This window comes from Pseudomonas sp. D4-21, assembly GCF_051132125.1.
Classification (GTDB): domain Bacteria; phylum Pseudomonadota; class Gammaproteobacteria; order Pseudomonadales; family Pseudomonadaceae; genus Aquipseudomonas.
Map to the genome: position 1 here is coordinate 1,823,502 of NZ_CP071664.1, position 19,298 is coordinate 1,842,799.

Sequence of the window (19,298 nt, forward strand, 5' to 3'; positions counted from 1 at the left end):
CAGCGAGTAACGCTGTAGAATTCGCCTCCCGCTAACGAGAGATCGAAAGCGCAAGTGGTTGAAGTTGTTAAGGATTTCCAAGCGAAACTTTGAAAACTTCTTAAAATAACCGCTTGACAGATACACGGGGCGCTGTAGAATGCGCGCCTCGGTTGAGACGAAAGGCTCAACCCACCGCTCTTTAACAACTGAATCAAGCAATTCGTGTGGGTGCTTGTGGAGTCAGACTGCTAGTCAACAGATTATCAGCATCACAAGTTACTCCGCGAGAAATCAAAGATGTAACCAACGATTGCTGAGCCAAGTTTAGGGTTTTCTCAAAACCCAAAGATGTTTGAACTGAAGAGTTTGATCATGGCTCAGATTGAACGCTGGCGGCAGGCCTAACACATGCAAGTCGAGCGGCAGCACGGGTACTTGTACCTGGTGGCGAGCGGCGGACGGGTGAGTAATGCCTAGGAATCTGCCTGGTAGTGGGGGATAACGCTCGGAAACGGACGCTAATACCGCATACGTCCTACGGGAGAAAGCAGGGGACCTTCGGGCCTTGCGCTATCAGATGAGCCTAGGTCGGATTAGCTAGTTGGTGAGGTAATGGCTCACCAAGGCGACGATCCGTAACTGGTCTGAGAGGATGATCAGTCACACTGGAACTGAGACACGGTCCAGACTCCTACGGGAGGCAGCAGTGGGGAATATTGGACAATGGGCGAAAGCCTGATCCAGCCATGCCGCGTGTGTGAAGAAGGTCTTCGGATTGTAAAGCACTTTAAGTTGGGAGGAAGGGCATTAACCTAATACGTTAGTGTTTTGACGTTACCGACAGAATAAGCACCGGCTAACTCTGTGCCAGCAGCCGCGGTAATACAGAGGGTGCAAGCGTTAATCGGAATTACTGGGCGTAAAGCGCGCGTAGGTGGTTCGTTAAGTTGGATGTGAAATCCCCGGGCTCAACCTGGGAACTGCATTCAAAACTGTCGAGCTAGAGTATGGTAGAGGGTGGTGGAATTTCCTGTGTAGCGGTGAAATGCGTAGATATAGGAAGGAACACCAGTGGCGAAGGCGACCACCTGGACTGATACTGACACTGAGGTGCGAAAGCGTGGGGAGCAAACAGGATTAGATACCCTGGTAGTCCACGCCGTAAACGATGTCAACTAGCCGTTGGGAGCCTTGAGCTCTTAGTGGCGCAGCTAACGCATTAAGTTGACCGCCTGGGGAGTACGGCCGCAAGGTTAAAACTCAAATGAATTGACGGGGGCCCGCACAAGCGGTGGAGCATGTGGTTTAATTCGAAGCAACGCGAAGAACCTTACCAGGCCTTGACATCCAATGAACTTTCCAGAGATGGATTGGTGCCTTCGGGAGCATTGAGACAGGTGCTGCATGGCTGTCGTCAGCTCGTGTCGTGAGATGTTGGGTTAAGTCCCGTAACGAGCGCAACCCTTGTCCTTAGTTACCAGCACGTTATGGTGGGCACTCTAAGGAGACTGCCGGTGACAAACCGGAGGAAGGTGGGGATGACGTCAAGTCATCATGGCCCTTACGGCCTGGGCTACACACGTGCTACAATGGTCGGTACAGAGGGTTGCCAAGCCGCGAGGTGGAGCTAATCCCACAAAACCGATCGTAGTCCGGATCGCAGTCTGCAACTCGACTGCGTGAAGTCGGAATCGCTAGTAATCGCGAATCAGAATGTCGCGGTGAATACGTTCCCGGGCCTTGTACACACCGCCCGTCACACCATGGGAGTGGGTTGCACCAGAAGTAGCTAGTCTAACCTTCGGGGGGACGGTTACCACGGTGTGATTCATGACTGGGGTGAAGTCGTAACAAGGTAGCCGTAGGGGAACCTGCGGCTGGATCACCTCCTTAATCGACGACAGCAGCGGCTCCATGAGCTCCCACACGAATTGCTTGATTCATTGAAGAAGACGATTGGGTCTGTAGCTCAGTTGGTTAGAGCGCACCCCTGATAAGGGTGAGGTCGGCAGTTCGAATCTGCCCAGACCCACCAATTTCATGGTGTACCCTGTAGCGATACGGGGCCATAGCTCAGCTGGGAGAGCGCCTGCCTTGCACGCAGGAGGTCAGCGGTTCGATCCCGCTTGGCTCCACCATTACAGATTGGTTCCAACGTTTAAAGCTTAGAAATGAGCATTCCATCCGCGGGATGATGAATGTTGATTTCTAGTCTTTTGATTAGATCGTTCTTTAAAAATTTGGGTATGTGATAGAAAGATAGACTGAACGTTACTTTCACTGGTAACGGATCAGGCTAAGGTAAAATTTGTGAGTGGCTCTTAGAGCCAGATCGAATTTTCGGCGAATGTCGTCTTCACAGTATAACCAGATTGCTTGGGGTTATATGGTCAAGTGAAGAAGCGCATACGGTGGATGCCTTGGCAGTCAGAGGCGATGAAAGACGTGGTAGCCTGCGAAAAGCTTCGGGGAGTCGGCAAACAGACTGTGATCCGGAGATGTCTGAATGGGGGAACCCAGCCATCATAAGATGGTTATCTTGTACTGAATACATAGGTGCAAGAAGCGAACCAGGGGAACTGAAACATCTAAGTACCCTGAGGAAAAGAAATCAACCGAGATTCCCTTAGTAGTGGCGAGCGAACGGGGACTAGCCCTTAAGCTTCTTTGATTTTAGCGGAACGCTCTGGAAAGTGCGGCCATAGTGGGTGATAGCCCTGTACGCGAAAGGATCTTAGAAGTGAAATCGAGTAGGACGGAGCACGAGAAACTTTGTCTGAATATGGGGGGACCATCCTCCAAGGCTAAATACTACTGACTGACCGATAGTGAACTAGTACCGTGAGGGAAAGGCGAAAAGAACCCCGGAGAGGGGAGTGAAATAGATCCTGAAACCGTATGCGTACAAGCAGTGGGAGCCCACTTTGTTGGGTGACTGCGTACCTTTTGTATAATGGGTCAGCGACTTATTTTCAGTGGCGAGCTTAACCGAATAGGGGAGGCGTAGCGAAAGCGAGTCTTAATAGGGCGTCTAGTCGCTGGGAATAGACCCGAAACCGGGCGATCTATCCATGGGCAGGTTGAAGGTTAGGTAACACTGACTGGAGGACCGAACCGACTACCGTTGAAAAGTTAGCGGATGACCTGTGGATCGGAGTGAAAGGCTAATCAAGCTCGGAGATAGCTGGTTCTCCTCGAAAGCTATTTAGGTAGCGCCTCATGTATCACTGTAGGGGGTAGAGCACTGTTTCGGCTAGGGGGTCATCCCGACTTACCAAACCGATGCAAACTCCGAATACCTACAAGTGCCGAGCATGGGAGACACACGGCGGGTGCTAACGTCCGTCGTGAAAAGGGAAACAACCCAGACCGTCAGCTAAGGTCCCAAAGTTATGGTTAAGTGGGAAACGATGTGGGAAGGCTTAGACAGCTAGGAGGTTGGCTTAGAAGCAGCCACCCTTTAAAGAAAGCGTAATAGCTCACTAGTCGAGTCGGCCTGCGCGGAAGATGTAACGGGGCTCAAACCATACACCGAAGCTACGGGTATCACGTAAGTGATGCGGTAGAGGAGCGTTCTGTAAGCCTGTGAAGGTGAGTTGAGAAGCTTGCTGGAGGTATCAGAAGTGCGAATGCTGACATGAGTAACGACAATGGGTGTGAAAAACACCCACGCCGAAAGACCAAGGTTTCCTGCGCAACGTTAATCGACGCAGGGTTAGTCGGTCCCTAAGGCGAGGCTGAAAAGCGTAGTCGATGGAAAACAGGTTAATATTCCTGTACTTCTGGTTATTGCGATGGAGGGACGGAGAAGGCTAGGCCAGCTTGGCGTTGGTTGTCCAAGTTTAAGGTGGTAGGCTGAGATCTTAGGTAAATCCGGGATCTCAAGGCCGAGAGCTGATGACGAGTTACCCTTTGGGTGACGAAGTGGTTGATGCCATGCTTCCAAGAAAAGCTTCTAAGCTTCAGGTAACCAGGAACCGTACCCCAAACCGACACAGGTGGTTGGGTAGAGAATACCAAGGCGCTTGAGAGAACTCGGGTGAAGGAACTAGGCAAAATGGCACCGTAACTTCGGGAGAAGGTGCGCCGGTGAGGGTGAAGCACTTGCTGCGTAAGCCCACGCCGGTCGAAGATACCAGGCCGCTGCGACTGTTTATTAAAAACACAGCACTCTGCAAACACGAAAGTGGACGTATAGGGTGTGACGCCTGCCCGGTGCCGGAAGGTTAATTGATGGGGTTAGCTAACGCGAAGCTCTTGATCGAAGCCCCGGTAAACGGCGGCCGTAACTATAACGGTCCTAAGGTAGCGAAATTCCTTGTCGGGTAAGTTCCGACCTGCACGAATGGCGTAACGATGGCGGCGCTGTCTCCACCCGAGACTCAGTGAAATTGAAATCGCTGTGAAGATGCAGTGTATCCGCGGCTAGACGGAAAGACCCCGTGAACCTTTACTATAGCTTTGCACTGGACTTTGAATTTGCTTGTGTAGGATAGGTGGGAGGCTTTGAAGCGTGGACGCCAGTCTGCGTGGAGCCATCCTTGAAATACCACCCTGGCAACTTTGAGGTTCTAACTCAGGTCCGTTATCCGGATCGAGGACAGTGTATGGTGGGTAGTTTGACTGGGGCGGTCTCCTCCTAAAGAGTAACGGAGGAGTACGAAGGTGCGCTCAGACCGGTCGGAAATCGGTCGTAGAGTATAAAGGCAAAAGCGCGCTTGACTGCGAGACAGACACGTCGAGCAGGTACGAAAGTAGGTCTTAGTGATCCGGTGGTTCTGTATGGAAGGGCCATCGCTCAACGGATAAAAGGTACTCCGGGGATAACAGGCTGATACCGCCCAAGAGTTCATATCGACGGCGGTGTTTGGCACCTCGATGTCGGCTCATCACATCCTGGGGCTGAAGCCGGTCCCAAGGGTATGGCTGTTCGCCATTTAAAGTGGTACGCGAGCTGGGTTTAGAACGTCGTGAGACAGTTCGGTCCCTATCTGCCGTGGACGTTTGAGATTTGAGAGGGGCTGCTCCTAGTACGAGAGGACCGGAGTGGACGAACCTCTGGTGTTCCGGTTGTCACGCCAGTGGCATTGCCGGGTAGCTATGTTCGGAAAAGATAACCGCTGAAAGCATCTAAGCGGGAAACTTGCCTCAAGATGAGATCTCACTGGAGCCTTGAGCTCCCTGAAGGGCCGTCGAAGACTACGACGTTGATAGGCAGGGTGTGTAAGCGCTGTGAGGCGTTGAGCTAACCTGTACTAATTGCCCGTGAGGCTTGACCATATAACACCCAAGCAATTTGTAGACTCGAAAGAGGCCAGATTGCGGTGTTGTGAAGACGAAACGAACCGAAAGTTCGAGATACTCACAAGCAACACGCTATCACATACCCATTTGCTGGAACGTGACCGTAAGGCACGCGCTGGCTACCGAATTTCTTGACGACCATAGAGCATTGGAACCACCTGATCCCATCCCGAACTCAGAAGTGAAACGATGCATCGCCGATGGTAGTGTGGGGTTTCCCCATGTGAGAGTAGGTCATCGTCAAGATTAAATTCCGAAACCCCTATCTGCTGATGCAGGTAGGGGTTTTGTTTTTGCGCTTGGATTAAAACCGGATGGCTTGTCATCCCTCTCATTGTCCTCAATCAAGCTTCAGGCACCGGACAGCTCAGGTCCCCTTCTTTGCAGCTGAGATAGGTGTTGAACGCGTCAATCCGCGCCTTGGTCAGCGTCGTGATGCACTCATTGTGGATCATGGGATGGACGCTTCCGCCTTCGACACCGGACGCCGAAAAGCTACATTCAGCGTCACGGAAGTCAATCCAGGCGCGCTGTGCCTTGACCAACAATTGTTTGGCCGCAGCGTTATCCTTCAGGCGCGCTGTGATTTTTTGGTACAAGCGGTTCAACTCTTTATCGGCGGCCCTGTTTTCCTGGGTTGCGCACTGGTTCAACTCGCCCTGGGTCGTGGCGTTTGCGCAATCATCAGCTTGGACGGGGCTGACGAACAGCAGCGGAATAAGGGGCAGCAGCAAGCGTTTGGACATTATCAATCTCTCCTTGACGGGTAAAACTGCCGGAGGGAGTGTACCCAAACAATGCGCTGACACAACTTTCCGGTTGGCCTCGTGGTCTTACAAGCCTAGTGTTGAACAAGGAGGTGACCCATGCATTTACCTGACCGTATCGAAAGAAAGATCTTATTGAAGGCGCCCCGTTCGCAGGTTTGGCGCGCACTGGCCGATGCTGAGACCTTCGGCCAATGGTTTGGTGTGAATCTCGACGGGAAACGGTTTGTCGCCGGAGAGCGCACCCAAGGGCAGATTACTTATCCGGGCTACGAACACCTCGTTTGGGATGTGATGGTGGAGCGTGTCGAGCCCGAGCGGGTGTTTTCGTTTCGCTGGCATCCCTACGCTATCGAGCCACAGACGGATTACTCCCAAGAGTCCGAGACTCAGGTGGAGTTCGAACTCGAAGACTTTAAGGGGGGGACGTTGTTGAAAGTGGTGGAGTCGGGATTCAACGGTATTCCTGAAGCGCGTCGACTCAAGGCCTTTCGAATGGATAGTCGGGGTTGGGATGAGCAAATGGCCAACATCGAGGAATTCCTGAGCAAGGCATGATATGGCTTCGGAGCCTTTATCGATCCGATGCCCGATTGACTAAGGGTTTTCGGAAGGGAGGGTATAGCGAATGTCTTACACGGCTTGGTAGTTATATCCTCTATTTCACTTTGGATCCGACGCGTAATCTTTGCTCATCCACTGAAGTACAGGGAGTGCTCAGGATCAGGGATGATCGACCTTGCAAGGATAGCTATCGACAGGGAGTCGTAATGGTCTTGGAAAAACCCGCTTAGGCGGGTTTTTTTTCGTCTGCGAGAAAGATATTCCATAAGGCCTGGCGTCGGGTTTTGCATGCCGGATCAGGCGCTGCTGGCCTGTAATGCCATCGCCCGCAGACGAGCGATGTCCTTGCTCGGCGAGGCGCCGAATAGGCGGCTGTATTCCCGACTGAATTGAGAAGGGCTTTCATAGCCCATCTTGTAGCCAATTGACGAAACGTCGCAGTTCTCGGCCAACAACAATCGTCGGGCTTCCTGCAGGCGCAGCTGTTTCTGATATTGCAGCGGGCTCATGGCGGTCACGGCTTTGAAGCGGTGATGCAGCGCCGAAGGGCTGAGATTGATCATTTGCGCCAGACTCTCAATGCTCAATGGCTCGGCGTAATGGCTATTGAGCCACTCGATGGCCCGGCTGATGCGGTGGGTCTGGGTGTCAGGAATTGCGATTTCATGCAGGCGCCGGCCTTGGGCACCGCGCAACAGTCGATAGAAAATCTCCTGCTGGGCCAAGGGCGCAAGTGTCGCGATGTCGTCCGGACTGTCGAGCAGCCGCAGCAAACGCAGCATAGCGTCGAGCAGGGGTTCGTCAATTCGGTCCAGGAATAATCCGCGGTCAGTTCTTTCAGCCGGCAAACCGATGGGGTTGGCATCGGCAATCAGCCGACAGATCTGGGCCGGCTCAATGTCCAGGCGAATGCACAGGTACGGTTGCTCTGGACTGGCCACGATCACTTGGCCGGCCAGCGGCAGCGTCACCGAGACCACCAGGTAATTGAGAGGGTCGTAGACATAGCGCTCGTGGGCCAGCGTGACTTCTTTGCGACCCTGCACAATCACACAGAGCCCCGGCTTGTGCACGACGTGCAGGGCTTCTGTGGGTTGGTCGCAGCGGATCAGGTGCAACGCTTCAATAGCCGTGGCGTGGACACCAAATTCCGGTGCGAAGCGCTTCATCAGGTTCGCCAGTTCGGCGCGACGCACGTCTATGCGGTTATCAGGCGTGATGGTGATGGACGTGGATACCGACATGCCGATCAATCTCCCTGGCCAATTGAATGGATCGCGCTAGTAAAGCCGATTGAAACTGCGACGACCAGAGGCGCTATCGTTACAGGATCGTGCAAATGCGCAGGAGAATCCGGCTAACCGAAGCGCAGAACGAATCCCTAATCTGGACCTGTCAAAACGCTCCACCGGGAGCCAACACATCCAGACGAGGGATTCATCATGTCCGATATTCAAAACAAAGTCGTGGTCATTACTGGCGCCAGCAGCGGGATTGGTGAGGCGGCGGCACGCTTGCTGGCTGCCCGGGGGGCTTGCGTCGTATTGGGCGCCCGGCGCGAGGAACGTTTGCAGGCAGTCGTGCAGGAGCTTGAGGCCGCCGGCCAACGGGCTGCTTGCAAAGCCGTGGATGTGAGCCGTCGCGATGACGTGCAGAGCCTGATCGATTTCGCCGTCGAAAAATTCGGCCGACTCGATGTGATCGTCAATAACGCCGGGGTCATGCCCCTCTCCAAACTCGAGGCATTGAAAGTCGATGAGTGGGATCGCATGATCGACGTCAACATCCGCGGGGTGCTCCACGGTATCGCTGCCGGCCTGCCACTGATGCAGCGTCAGCGCAGCGGCCAATTCATCAACATTGCTTCCATCGGTGCCTACGCAGTCAGCCCGACTGCCGCGGTGTACTGCGCCACGAAGTATGCCGTGCGGGCGATTTCCGAAGGCTTGCGTCAAGAAGTCGGTGGGGATGTTCGCGTGACCGTGATTTCCCCCGGTGTCACCGAGTCGGAGTTGGCCGAAAGCATTTCCGATGAAGGCGGACGCGCCGAGATGCGTGAGTTCCGTCGGATCGCCATACCCGCCGAGGCCATCGCCCGGGCGATTTCCTACGCCATCGAACAACCGGCGGACGTCGATGTCAGCGAACTGGTGGTGCGGCCGACGGCAAGCCCTTACTGAGGCGAATCGATCCAGCATCGGCTCCAGCCAGGTAACGCTCGCTTACCTGGCTCAACCTCCCGCTACACCTTTTCCAACCGCGCCGCAGCCCGGTGAGTGATCTGCGAACGTACCCGCAAAGACTCTGCCGAACGCCGGTTGGCTTCTTCCAATACTTTCGTCGGCGCCGTGTCCGGACACCCTGAGGCGAACGGCGGTGCGGGAGCGTATTCGAGTTGCAGCTGGACCAGTTCCGCGGTGTCTCGATCGAACAGCTCCGCCGCCAAGGTCAGGGCAAAATCGATGCCTGCCGTGATGCCGCCCCCGGTGAGCAGGTTACCGTCTCGTACTACGCGGTCCTTGACCGGCGTCGCGCCCAGGGGCTGCAACAAACTGTGGAAGGCCCAGTGGGTGGTGGCGCGCTTGCCACGCAACAATCCCGCCGCACCAAGCACCAGCGAACCTGTGCACACCGAGGTGACATATTTGGCATGGGCCGCCTGACGTTTGATGAAGGACAGGGTCTGCTCGTCTTCCATCAGTGGACCGACGCCACTGCCGCCGGGGACGCAGATCACGTCGAGCCTCGGGCAGTCCTCAAATGTGGTGGTCGGCAGCAAGACCAGCCCGGTGCTGGAATTGACGGGCGCCAGGTCTTTCCAGATCAGGTGCACTTTTACATCCGGCAACGAGGCCAGTACATCGTAAGGGCCGGTGAGGTCCAGTTGCTGGACCTGAGGGAACAACAGAAAACCGATCTGCAACGTCATGTGGCTTGCTCCTTTGGATGATGGCCGAGGGGTAGACGGTTTTACTGTAGGCTCGTAGGATCTGGCGTATTCGCCAATAAGCCCACGAATCACGCCAATATGCCAAATACACCGAAATCCATTCATGTGCTGGCCTTCGCCAATGTGCAGGTGCTCGATGTCACCGGCCCCCTGCAAGTATTTGCATCGGCCAACGATCTTGTTCGTGGGCAGGGTCTGCCGGCGCCGTACGCGCCGACCGTGGTCGCTGCCGGTGGCGGGGCAGTGATGTCGTCGGCGGGGTTGGCGCTGATGGCCGAGCCGCTCCCCAACGACGTCAGCGACACCTTGTTGATCGCGGGCGGTTGGGGCGTGTACGAAGCCGCCGAGGATCCAGCCCTGGTGGCCTGGGTCAAACATCAAGGGATGCGCTCGCGACGGGTCGCGTCAGTGTGTACCGGAGCGTTCCTGTTGGCGGCCAGTGGCTGGCTGGACGGACGACGGGTGGCGACTCACTGGACCCGCTGTGAACAGTTGGCCCAGCAACATCCGCAACTGCGGGTCGAACCCAATCCGATTTTCATCAAGGATGGTCCTGTCTGGACGTCGGCCGGGGTCACGGCCGGGATTGACCTGGCATTGGCGTTGGTCGAAGAGGACTTGGGCCGGGCGATGGCCTTGGAGGTGGCTCGGCATCTGGTGGTTTTCCTCAAGCGCCCCGGCGGGCAATCGCAGTTCAGCGCCACCCTGGCGCTACAAAAGCAGGGCGGTCGCTTCGACAAATTGCACGCCTGGATCGCCGAGAACCTGACGCGGGACCTGGGCCTGTCGAGCCTGGCTGCCGAGGCGGGCATGAGTGAGCGAAGTTTTGTCCGCCATTACCGCGCCGAGACCGGCCAGACCCCGGCCCGCGCCGTGGAACTGATCCGCGTGGAGACCGCTCGCCGTCTGCTTGCCGACAGTGCGGTGCCGGTCAAGCGCGTCGCCCTGCAATGTGGCTTCGGCAGCGAAGAAACCCTGCGCCGCAGCTTTTTGCGAGCCGTGGGCGTGACACCCCAGGCTTATCGGGAGCGGTTCAGTGCCCAAGCAGATCAAGCAACGCCTTGACCGTGGCCTCGGGTGCTTCCTGAGGAATGTTGTGGCCGACGCCGGGCAGTACGCGGCGTTCATAGAACCCGCTGAAGTGGCCTGTATCTTCATCGTCCTCCGTCGCAGGCCCCACACCGTCATCGCCGCCGCACAGGGAAATACTTGGCACGCTGATGACAGGTTGCTCTGTCAGTTTTTCCTCCATCCACTCGAGCGTCGGATCCCCCGACGCGTACATGAAACGATGGCGATAGGAGTGGATCGTCACTTCGACGAAGTCCGGATTGTCGAATGACGGTGCGCTAAGAGCGTACAGCTCGGCGCCGCGTTTCCAGGTTGGCGACCAGAGGCGCCAGAGCAATCGGCACAATTCACGCCGATTCTGCGTCAGGCCTTCGACGCCCCGGGCGGTGTGGAAGTAATACTGGTACCACAGACGGTATTCATCTTCGGGGCTCAGCGGCTGGGTTGAATGGGGAATGTCCTGCAGATTGTAGCCATCGCCCGTTACCAGGCAACGGGCGCGCTCGGGCCACAAGGCAGCGACGATGCACGCGGCGCGGCCACCCCAGTCATAGCCGCACAGCGCGGCTCGGGGAATGTCGAGCGCGTCCATCAGGTCCAGCAGGTCCTGGGCCAGTGCCGCCTGTTGGCCGGAGCGGGCGATGGCGGGATTGTTGAACCGGGTCGGGCCATAGCCGCGCAGGTAGGGCACGATGACCCGATAGCCGCGTTGGGCCAGGACCGGGGCCACCTCGTCGAAGGCGCGCGGGTCGTAGGGGAAACCGTGGAGCAGGATGATTGGCTCGCCGCTGGCGGGTCCATGTTCTTCATAGGCGATGCGCAGCAGTGGCGTCACCGCGAAATTGACCTTGGGCGCAGTTGTCATATCTGCCTCCGGCATCGCTCGATTGTTGTCAGGCGGGCTCCTGGTTCACGTATTTGGCCCGCTCCGGTGTGAACGTCACGATCATGTTCGTGCTGGAGCAGGTCAGGGTTCGTTCCTGGGCCAGGTCGATGTCCAGGTCCTCCCCGCGCAGGCCCTGCCATTGGGCCAGGTACTTGAGACAACCGAATTTGGCGGTTTTCTTCAGACTGCGGCTGACTCCGCCTTTCCAGCCCAGCACCGGCAGTTCACCGTCCCGGCAGCGTTGAGCCAGTTCCGGAAACCTCGCCGCCCGGTCGCGGCCGATTTCCCAGCATTTGATCAAGCCTTTGTCGTGGTCGTCCCAGAGTTCTCCCCGGGTCAGCCCTGTTCGGGGCTCGGTGGTAATGGAGCGTTTGATGTGCGTCATGTCAGGTCCTTGAATCGGGTTTTATCGGGCAGCTCCGCTGCACCCGTGAGTGCATCGATCTTAGGAGAGGGTTGGAGGACTGGCAACCTGCAGCCAGCGAAATTCGTTCAGCTTTGTTGGAATCCAACGTGGCGAGGGAGCTTGCTCCCGCTGGGACGGTCCGACGCTTCGGGCGAAGCGACCCCAAATTTCCGAACTGAAAAGCGGCGTGTGCTACGCAGCCGAGCGGGAGCAAGCTCCCTCGCCACGGAATCGTCATTGGTCATAACCGCAGCTCACGGCTGCCAATGATTTTTCTCCCCGCTCAACTTGCGATCCAAAAAGCTCGCCGCGCTGATCAGCGCCAAATGGCTCAAGGCCTGGGGCAGGTTGCCGAGATGATAACCGTGGCTGTCGAACTCCTCGGCATACAGGCCCAGCGGATTGGCGTAGCGCAGCAGCTGTTCGAATTCCAGTTGGGCTTTTTCCACCCGGCCGGCGCGGGCCAGGCATTCGACGTACCAGAATGAGCAGGCCACGAACGAACCTTCGGTGCCGCTGAGGCCATCGATGGGGTTGTCGTCGGTGCGGTAGCGATAGACCATGCCGTCTCGCACCAGGTCTTTTTCGATGGCGTCCAGCGTCGACAACCAGCGCGGGTCGCGGGCGCTGACGAAGCGCACCAGCGGCATCAGCAGCATCGAGCCGTCCAGGGCGGTGCTGCCCAGGCACTGGACGAAGTGCTGATGTTCGTCGCTCCAGAAGTTCGTCCAGATGTCTTCGTAGATGGCCTGGCGGGTCTCATCCCAACGGGCGAACGGGGCGGGCAGGGAGCGTTTGCTCGCCAGGCGGATGGCGCGGTCCACGGCCACCCAACACATCAAGCGCGAGTGCAGGAAATGTTGCTTGTCACCGCGCATTTCCCAGATGCCGACATCCGCGTCCCGCCAGATCGTGCATACCTGATCCACCACATCGACGGTGTGTTTCCAGCCCTGGTGGGAGATGGCTTCGCCGTATTTGTTGACCAGGTACACCGCGTCCATCAGCTCGCCGAAGATGTCCAGCTGCACCTGCTGGTAGGCCAGGTTGCCGATACGCACCGGCTGCGCGTTGCCGTAGCCGCTCAGGTGCGTCAGTTCGGTTTCGGGCAATTCAAGCCGACCGTCCAGGCCGTAGAGGATGTTGAGTTTGGTCGGTTGGTCGCGACAATCGCTGACTCGGCCACGCAGCCAGCGCATGTAAGCGTTGGCTTCGTCGACAAAGCCCAGGCGCATGAAGGCGTAGACGGTGAACGAGGCGTCGCGGATCCAGGTGTAGCGATAATCCCAGTTGCGCTCGCCGCCACGTGATTCCGGCAGGCCGAAGGTGGCGGCGGCGAGGATGGCGCCCTGTTTGCGCGATGTCAGGAGTTTCAGCGCCAGGGCGGAACGGTTGACCATTTCCCGCCAGCGGCCGCGGTAGTTCGATTGGCTGATCCAGCCGCGCCAGAACGCCAGGGTTCGTTCCAGGCAAAGGGCACTGGTATCGTCCACCAGCCGAGGGTCGTCGATGCTGCCCAGCAGGAACTCAGCGGTCTGGCCTTGCTCCAGGGTGAACTCCGTCACTGCCGCCTGGCCGTCCAGCGTCAGGGGCTGGTCGGCGCACAGGCGCAGGCTCGGTTGTTGCGGTGCCTCGAAAATGACGTGATCGCCCTCCTGGCGCGCCGTGGTCGCGGCGCGGGAATAATCATGGCGCACCGCGCAACGCATGCGAAACGTCGCGCTGCCGACGGTCATGCGCACCCGACGCATCAGCACCGGCAGGTCATCCTCGCTGTCGCCGATGGGCAGCAAATCGGTGATTTCCACCACCACGCCGTCGCTCAGCCAGCGGGTCTGCAGGACGTTGGTGTCGGGCAGGTAAATCTGCTGGCGACGGGCGTCCGGCAAGATCGGCGCGAGTTGAAAGATGCCGGCCTCGGGAGTGTCCAACAGCGAGCAGAAGATCGACGGGCTGTCGAATTCCGGCCAGCAGAAAAAATCCACGCTGCCTCGATCGTTGACCAGCGCGGCGGTGCGCATGTCGCCAATGATGCCGTGGTTCTCGATGGGGCTTTGCGGCTCGTCATGATCAACCATTGCCGCGGAACCCCGGATAGAGGCTCATTCCACCGTCGATGAACAGCGTGGTGCCCACGACATAATCGGACAAGTCCGATGCCAGCCAGACCACCGCATTGGCGACATCCTCCACATCGCCGACCCGACCGTAGGGGATGAGCTCGAGGATTTTGTCCTCATTGTCGCCTGCCATGGCCTCCCGATTGATGGCCGTGCGGATGGCGCCAGGGGCGATGCTGTTGATGCGGATGCGCTGGTGGCTGGTTTCCTGGGCCAGGGTCTGCATGAGCTGGTCGATGCCGCCCTTGGATGCCGCATAGTTGACATGACCGGCCCAGGGGATGCGCTGGTGCACCGAGCTCATGTGGATAATCTTGCCGGCGGCCCGGGACACGCCCTGGCGAATGCCCTGGCGGTTGAAGATTCGCAGGGCGGCGCGGGCGCAGAGGAATTGGCCGGTGAGATTGACGTTGATGACGGTGTTCCAGTCGTCCAGGGTCAGGTCCACGGCGGCGGCGTCCTTTTGCAGGCCGGAGTTGGCGACCAGGATGTCCAGCGTGCCGAAGGCGTCGAGGGTCTGGGCGAACAAGCGTTCGACATCCTGCTCCTTCGATACATCGGCGCCGAGGGCGATGGCGCGGCCGCCGCTGTCGTTGATCTCGCGGGCCAGGTCTTCGGCCGGGCCTGCACTGGAATGGTAGTTGAGCACCACGGCGGCACCGGCCGCCGCCAATGCCCGGGCGGAGCCGGCGCCGATGCCAGAGCTGGCGCCAGTGACCAGGGCAACTTGTCGGGCGAGGGAAATCTGCATGGGTAGCACCTTGAACTGAGGGCCTTACTTGCTGACTGGCGCCAGGTGCCGAGAGTTCATTTGCAGGAAACAGTCTTCACATTTCACCCACAGTTTTACGCTTTGCCCGTCCCGGTCGTTTATGGCAAGTTGCAGGCCCTTGTTGAGACCGTGTCCCATGGCAAACCCCTATCGTGAATTATTCACTGCCCCTGGCAGCCGCGGCTTCGTGCTGGCGGGGATGATCGCGCGCATGCCGATATCCATGACCGGCATCGGCGTGATCACCATGCTTTCGCAGCTCAAGGGCGGCTATGGTCTGGCCGGCGCGGTGGCGGCGACGTTTGCCTTGGCGACCGCGTTCTGCGCGCCTCAGGTGTCGCGGCTGGTGGACCGTTTCGGCCAGGGACGGGTCTTGCCGGCGGCGGCGTTGCTGGGGGGCGGGGCGCTGTTGATGCTACTGCTGTGTACGCGATTGCAGGCGCCCCATTGGACGCTGTTCCTGTTCGCTGCCCTGGCCGGTTGCATGCCCAGTATGTCGGCGATGGTCCGAGCGCGCTGGACCGAGGTGTATCGCGGCCAGCCGCAACTGCGCACCGCTTATGCGCTGGAGTCGGTGCTCGACGAGGTCTGTTTTATTGTTGGGCCGCCGCTGTCGGTGGGGTTGTGCGTGGTGGCGTTCCCGGAAGCGGGGCCCCTGGCCTCGGTGCTGCTGCTGGCGATCGGCGTGACCGCGTTTGTGCTGCAACGTGGGACCGAGCCGCCGGTGCATCCGCACCAGGCCCATCATCAGGGCTCGATCATTGGTTCAGGGGATGTGCTTTTGCTGCTGTTGTTGATGGTCGCCATGGGCGTCATTGTCGGGGTGGTGGACGTGGTCAGTGTCGCGTTCGCCCAGCAGCAGGGGCAACCGGCGGCGGCGAGCATCGTGCTGTCGGTCTACGCCATTGGCTCGTGCCTGGCCGGGCTGGCGTTCGGCGCGCTGCGCTCCAAGCTGCCTCTGCCGCGGTTGTTCCTGTATGGCGGCGTGGCGACCGCGGTCACCACGCTGCCGCTGTTGTTGGCGAGCAATATCCTCGGATTGTCCCTGGCGGTGTTCGTTGCCGGTTTATTTTTCGCGCCGACGCTGATCGTCGCCATGGCCTTGGTGGAGCGCATCGTGCCGCCAGCCCGGCTGACCGAAGGCCTGACCTGGCTGGTGACTGGCCTGAGCATCGGCGTGGCGATCGGCGCGGCCGGTTCGGGGTGGCTGGTGGATACGTTCGGCGCGCGCAGTGGGTTCTGGCTGGCGATAGCGGCCGGGGCGGTGGTGCTGGGGGCGGCGGTGCAAAGTTATCGCCAGCAGAGGTAAGCGACAGGTTTGCCGTACACATTCCCTCGCCACGAGTGCAACCTCGACCGCTACCAACCCCGTCCCGAATTCACCCAGAAATTGACTGACAGCGATGTGGACACCGATTCCACTTGATGAAACCAGCCTTCCGGCAAGAACAGCAGGTCACCGGCCTCCAGTGTGGCCCGCAGGAACGTCACGTCCCGGGCGCTGGGGAAACGTGCATAGTCCGGCGCGTCGGGATTGAAGTCGCAGCCGTCCAGCCCGCCTTGGGGCGCGGTCGACCAGGTGCCCAGGGCTTCGCGGTGGTGGGGCGCGGCGAGGGTGAAGGTTTTCTGGCCCCAGACCTGGGCGAACAGGTTATCGGTGTCGTCGCGGTGCAGTGGGGTGAGGGTGCCCTTGGGACCGATCCAGATACGTGGCGGGATGAACAGCGAAGCGTCGAAGTAAGGCGGGTATTTGATCAACTCCATCAACTGCGCCGGCAGAATGTTGTTGCCCATGTACGCCGGCGGCTCGCCGTTGGCGGCCGTGGTCACCGGGTTGTCGAGGGAGGCGATGAAATCGGCCATGGAGGTGGAGCGAAAATCCCGCTCCGTTGAGAAGGTTTTCTTGATGTAGTCGCCGTGGCGGGTGATGCCTTGCAGCTCGGCAAAATGCACCAGGGTTTCTTCCCGGCTGAGCTTGAACAAGGGCCAGTCCTGCAGCGCATCGCTGATGACCACCGGGATGCCTTGGGGCAGATAGCGCGCCTTGAATTCCTGGACTGACAACCCGCTGCACGGCCGACGTTCCACGCTGTGTTGGGTTGGCAGGCTGGCGGTGAGCTTTTCGCTGAAGCGCGAAGGAGTGGGATAGCGCTTGTTCATGTCGACCTTTTCCACCGGGCGGCTGCCATGGCGCGCCTGGTCGATGATCTGTGGCAGCAACGTCGCCAGGCCCATGTTGCCGCCGATCTTCAAACGACCGCTGGCGAACAGTTCCTCGACATTGGCCAGGCCGGCCATGATCCCGAGGAAGTCCTTTTCCGCCACTTCGATGGTGACGTCGGGGCTGGCGTGGCGCCCGGCCTGGGTGCGGCTGGTGGCCTTGACCTCGGACCAGTACGCCTGGTGCGGGCCGAACACGAACTGGAAGACGCCTTCGATACCAACGGCGCCGGCATTGGCGAACAGCTTGCCCAGGATGGTTTGCAGGTCCACGGCGGTCACTCTTGCGGGTTTTCGGTCTAGCAGGTAACGAGGGCCGTGACCGAAAATTTAGCCTGTGCCCCCAATCGCCGCCCTAGCGTGTCGCGACGATGAAGACCCGTGGAAACGGTAGCAGGACCGAACCATCGTCCAGGGTCGGGTAGGCCTGTTCGACAGCCTTGAGGTATTGCGTCAGGTATTGCTCGCGTTGCGCCTCGTCCAACGGTTCGAGAAACGGGCGCAAGCCGCTGCCCTTGAACCATTCCACGATGCCCGAAGCGCCACCGGCCAGTGGATGATGATAGGTGGTGCGCCACACATCGACCCGGCTGCAATGGGGCTTGAGGATCGAATAATAGGTGCTGGCGTCCTCCACCTCGGTCCGAGAATCAGCGGCCCCGGCCAGTTGGCTGGCCCAGGGGCCGTTGGCCGCAATCTCCCGCATCAAGCGGTGGGACGGCTGATGCAGGGTGTCGGGCATCTGGATCGCCAGGCTGCCACCTGGTGCGAGTTTGTCCACCAGTGACGGCAGTAGGGTGGCGTGGTCCGGCAGCCATTGCAGCACAGCGTTGGCGAAGATCACCTCGAAGGGGCCGCTTTCATTCCAGAGGCCGATGTCTGCCGTATCGAATGTCACGTCGGGCAAGCGCTTGCGGGCGGCTTCGACCATGTCGGCGGAACTGTCCAGGCCACGCACCGTCGCGCCGGGGAAGTGGTCCGCCAACAGTTCGGTGGAGTTTCCGGGGCCGCAGCCCAGATCGATCACCTGGCGCGCCTGTACCGGCGGGATCGCCGCCAGCAGATCGCGGGACGGGCGGGTGCGTTCCTGTTCGAAAGCGACATATTGTTGGGCGGACCAGCTCATTGTGTTCTCCTTGGGCAGACCAGAACCATGGGGTTTGCAGTATAAGACGCATCCAGGGGAGAGGCCGGCGACTAATTTTTTACGGCCCGGCCTCGTTATCCTTTTGACTCGAACGATCGGAGAAAACCGCAGTGACCCAACTGACCCTGCTGTGCCTGCCTTATTCCGGCGCCAGCGCAATGGTGTACAGCCGGTGGCGGCGCAAATTGCCGCAATGGCTGCACGTGCAACCAGTGGAGTTGCCGGGACGCGGGGCGCGCTTCGACGAGCCGCTGCACACCGAGATGGGCCCGTTGGCGATGCAACTGGCGCGGGAGCTTTACCCGACGCTCCAGGCGCCGTACGCCTTGTTCGGTCACAGCCTGGGTGCGCTGTTGGCCTGTGAAATCGCCCATGCCCTGCGTGAACTCGGCAGCCCGGAACCGGTGGCGCTGTTTGCATCCGGCACCGCCGCGCCGACGATGCGAGCCGACTACGATCGCGATTTTGCCACGGCAAAGACCGACGCTGAGTTGATCGAGCAATTGCGCACCCTCAACGGCACGAGCGAGGAGATCCTGGCCAATGAAGAACTGATGGCCCTGACCCTGCCGATCCTGCGGGCCGATTTTTTGCTGTGCGGACGTTTTCAGCCGCGGCAGCGACCGTTGCTCAAATGCCCGGTGCACGCGCTCGGCGGCACCGCCGACAAGGCCACCACGGCGCAACTGATGGGCTGGTGTCAGGAAACCACGGGCAGCTTTTCGGTGGACATGCTGGCCGGCGGGCATTTCTTCATCCACGAGCACGAGGCCAAGGTGCTGCGGCTGATCAAGGATCAGTTGAGCGTGCATCATCGGCGGCATGGGTTGGCGATCAGCGCATAACCCGTTAAAGACCCGCTTTCGTGACCTAGGGAGCTTGCTCCCGCTGGGCGGCCGGGCCGCCTCAAAAAGAATGGCGCATTAACCCAGGCAGACCGCATCAGCCGGTTTACGACTGCTGCGCAGCCGAGCGGGAGCAAGCTCCCTCGCCACGGTTTTCTTCCTTCCTGACACTTGTTCCCAATCGCTAATTTTTCCGGTTTGCATTCGTTTCATAGGGACGACATGCCTTTGTGCCTTGTGCCCACTGATCCCGGATACCCAGAA

14 protein-coding genes, 2 tRNA genes and 3 rRNA genes are annotated in these 19,298 nt (G+C 59.0%); 10 read left to right on the forward strand and 9 right to left on the reverse strand.

The annotated features are described in order from the left end of the window. The first annotated feature begins 336 nt into the window (after positions 1-336). The 5 genes from J3Q04_RS08265 (at position 337) to rrf (ending at position 5,532) form a co-directional block, all read left to right on the forward strand. A 16S ribosomal RNA gene (locus J3Q04_RS08265) occupies positions 337-1,875 on the forward strand. 65 nt (positions 1,876-1,940) lie between these two features. Next, positions 1,941-2,017 (forward strand) — tRNA-Ile (locus tag J3Q04_RS08270). A gap of 27 nt (positions 2,018-2,044) precedes the next feature. After that, positions 2,045-2,120: transfer RNA gene (locus J3Q04_RS08275), tRNA-Ala, on the forward strand. Positions 2,121-2,370: 250 nt separating this feature from the next. Next, positions 2,371-5,262: ribosomal RNA gene (locus tag J3Q04_RS08280) — 23S ribosomal RNA — on the forward strand. A gap of 154 nt (positions 5,263-5,416) precedes the next feature. After that, positions 5,417-5,532, forward strand: a 5S ribosomal RNA gene (gene rrf / locus J3Q04_RS08285). The 16S, 23S and 5S rRNA genes sit together here with 2 tRNA genes alongside, the layout of an rRNA operon. A gap of 98 nt (positions 5,533-5,630) precedes the next feature. Here the strand turns inward: rrf and J3Q04_RS08290 are convergent. Continuing rightward, on the reverse strand, positions 5,631-6,032 hold the full coding sequence (locus J3Q04_RS08290; RefSeq protein WP_434606983.1) for a lysozyme inhibitor LprI family protein: 402 nt from the start codon (positions 6,030-6,032) through the stop codon (positions 5,631-5,633). A gap of 120 nt (positions 6,033-6,152) precedes the next feature. Between J3Q04_RS08290 and J3Q04_RS08295 the strand changes: the two genes are divergently transcribed. Continuing rightward, positions 6,153-6,611, forward strand: coding sequence for an SRPBCC family protein (locus J3Q04_RS08295; protein ID WP_434559904.1), 459 nt, complete (start codon positions 6,153-6,155; stop codon positions 6,609-6,611). A 302-nt stretch (positions 6,612-6,913) separates the two neighbouring features. Here the strand turns inward: J3Q04_RS08295 and J3Q04_RS08300 are convergent, their stop codons facing one another. Continuing rightward, complete coding sequence (locus J3Q04_RS08300; protein ID WP_434606980.1) at positions 6,914-7,861, reverse strand: AraC family transcriptional regulator N-terminal domain-containing protein; 948 nt, start codon at positions 7,859-7,861, stop codon at positions 6,914-6,916. A 198-nt stretch (positions 7,862-8,059) separates the two neighbouring features. On the opposite strand from J3Q04_RS08300, the gene J3Q04_RS08305 reads away from it, so the two are divergent. After that, entirely contained in the window at positions 8,060-8,797 is a 738-nt protein-coding gene (locus tag J3Q04_RS08305; RefSeq protein ID WP_434606977.1) for an SDR family oxidoreductase, read from the forward strand. 62 nt (positions 8,798-8,859) lie between these two features. Here the strand turns inward: J3Q04_RS08305 and inhA are convergent, their stop codons facing one another. After that, positions 8,860-9,546, reverse strand: a complete 687-nt coding sequence (inhA, locus tag J3Q04_RS08310; RefSeq protein ID WP_434606975.1) for an isonitrile hydratase — start codon at positions 9,544-9,546, stop codon at positions 8,860-8,862. Between the two features lie 99 nt (positions 9,547-9,645). Here inhA and J3Q04_RS08315 point away from each other — a divergent pair, with 99 nt between their 5' ends. Beyond that, complete coding sequence (locus tag J3Q04_RS08315) at positions 9,646-10,632, forward strand: GlxA family transcriptional regulator (RefSeq protein ID WP_420767862.1); 987 nt, start codon at positions 9,646-9,648, stop codon at positions 10,630-10,632. On the opposite strand, the gene J3Q04_RS08320 is transcribed toward J3Q04_RS08315, so the two are convergent. From J3Q04_RS08320 to J3Q04_RS08335, 4 genes are all read right to left on the reverse strand, one after another. Continuing rightward, positions 10,601-11,503, reverse strand: a complete 903-nt coding sequence (locus J3Q04_RS08320) for an alpha/beta fold hydrolase (protein WP_434606971.1) — start codon at positions 11,501-11,503, stop codon at positions 10,601-10,603. The genes J3Q04_RS08315 and J3Q04_RS08320 overlap by 32 nt on opposite strands. Positions 11,504-11,531: 28 nt before the next feature. Next, the gene (locus J3Q04_RS08325; RefSeq protein WP_434559896.1) at positions 11,532-11,909 is read right to left on the reverse strand and encodes a hypothetical protein; all 378 of its coding nucleotides are present in this window, start codon (positions 11,907-11,909) and stop codon (positions 11,532-11,534) included. A 275-nt stretch (positions 11,910-12,184) separates the two neighbouring features. Continuing rightward, positions 12,185-14,008, reverse strand: coding sequence for a glycoside hydrolase family 15 protein (locus J3Q04_RS08330; RefSeq protein ID WP_434559894.1), 1,824 nt, complete (start codon positions 14,006-14,008; stop codon positions 12,185-12,187). Next, complete coding sequence (locus J3Q04_RS08335) at positions 14,001-14,801, reverse strand: SDR family oxidoreductase (protein ID WP_434606968.1); 801 nt, start codon at positions 14,799-14,801, stop codon at positions 14,001-14,003. Before J3Q04_RS08335 ends, J3Q04_RS08330 begins: the two co-directional genes overlap by 8 nt. A gap of 157 nt (positions 14,802-14,958) precedes the next feature. On the opposite strand from J3Q04_RS08335, the gene J3Q04_RS08340 reads away from it, so the two are divergent. Next, entirely contained in the window at positions 14,959-16,131 is a 1,173-nt protein-coding gene (locus tag J3Q04_RS08340; RefSeq protein ID WP_434606966.1) for an MFS transporter, read from the forward strand. Between the two features lie 50 nt (positions 16,132-16,181). On the opposite strand, the gene J3Q04_RS08345 is transcribed toward J3Q04_RS08340, so the two are convergent. Both J3Q04_RS08345 and tam read right to left on the reverse strand, forming a co-directional pair. Then, on the reverse strand, positions 16,182-17,315 hold the full coding sequence (locus J3Q04_RS08345) for a cupin-like domain-containing protein (RefSeq protein WP_434606964.1): 1,134 nt from the start codon (positions 17,313-17,315) through the stop codon (positions 16,182-16,184). An 82-nt stretch (positions 17,316-17,397) separates the two neighbouring features. After that, entirely contained in the window at positions 17,398-18,168 is a 771-nt protein-coding gene (gene tam, locus J3Q04_RS08350) for a trans-aconitate 2-methyltransferase (protein ID WP_434606962.1), read from the reverse strand. A 131-nt stretch (positions 18,169-18,299) separates the two neighbouring features. Between tam and J3Q04_RS08355 the strand changes: the two genes are divergently transcribed. Then, on the forward strand, positions 18,300-19,034 hold the full coding sequence (locus J3Q04_RS08355) for a thioesterase II family protein (protein WP_434606960.1): 735 nt from the start codon (positions 18,300-18,302) through the stop codon (positions 19,032-19,034). Positions 19,035-19,298 lie beyond the last annotated feature (264 nt).

Excerpts from the sequence above, each read along its gene's own strand:
- J3Q04_RS08290 (WP_434606983.1), bottom strand. The coding sequence starts at position 6,032 with ATGTCCAAACGCTTGCTGCTGCCCCTTATTCCGCTGCTGTTCGTCAGC.
- J3Q04_RS08295 (WP_434559904.1), top strand. The coding sequence starts at position 6,153 with ATGCATTTACCTGACCGTATCGAAAGAAAGATCTTATTGAAGGCGCCC.
- J3Q04_RS08300 (WP_434606980.1), bottom strand. The coding sequence starts at position 7,861 with ATGTCGGTATCCACGTCCATCACCATCACGCCTGATAACCGCATAGAC.
- J3Q04_RS08305 (WP_434606977.1), top strand. The coding sequence starts at position 8,060 with ATGTCCGATATTCAAAACAAAGTCGTGGTCATTACTGGCGCCAGCAGC.
- inhA (WP_434606975.1), bottom strand. The coding sequence starts at position 9,546 with ATGACGTTGCAGATCGGTTTTCTGTTGTTCCCTCAGGTCCAGCAACTG.
- J3Q04_RS08315 (WP_420767862.1), top strand. The coding sequence starts at position 9,646 with ATGCCAAATACACCGAAATCCATTCATGTGCTGGCCTTCGCCAATGTG.
- J3Q04_RS08320 (WP_434606971.1), bottom strand. The coding sequence starts at position 11,503 with ATGACAACTGCGCCCAAGGTCAATTTCGCGGTGACGCCACTGCTGCGC.
- J3Q04_RS08325 (WP_434559896.1), bottom strand. The coding sequence starts at position 11,909 with ATGACGCACATCAAACGCTCCATTACCACCGAGCCCCGAACAGGGCTG.
- J3Q04_RS08330 (WP_434559894.1), bottom strand. The coding sequence starts at position 14,008 with ATGGTTGATCATGACGAGCCGCAAAGCCCCATCGAGAACCACGGCATC.
- J3Q04_RS08335 (WP_434606968.1), bottom strand. The coding sequence starts at position 14,801 with ATGCAGATTTCCCTCGCCCGACAAGTTGCCCTGGTCACTGGCGCCAGC.
- J3Q04_RS08340 (WP_434606966.1), top strand. The coding sequence starts at position 14,959 with ATGGCAAACCCCTATCGTGAATTATTCACTGCCCCTGGCAGCCGCGGC.
- tam (WP_434606962.1), bottom strand. The coding sequence starts at position 18,168 with ATGAGCTGGTCCGCCCAACAATATGTCGCTTTCGAACAGGAACGCACC.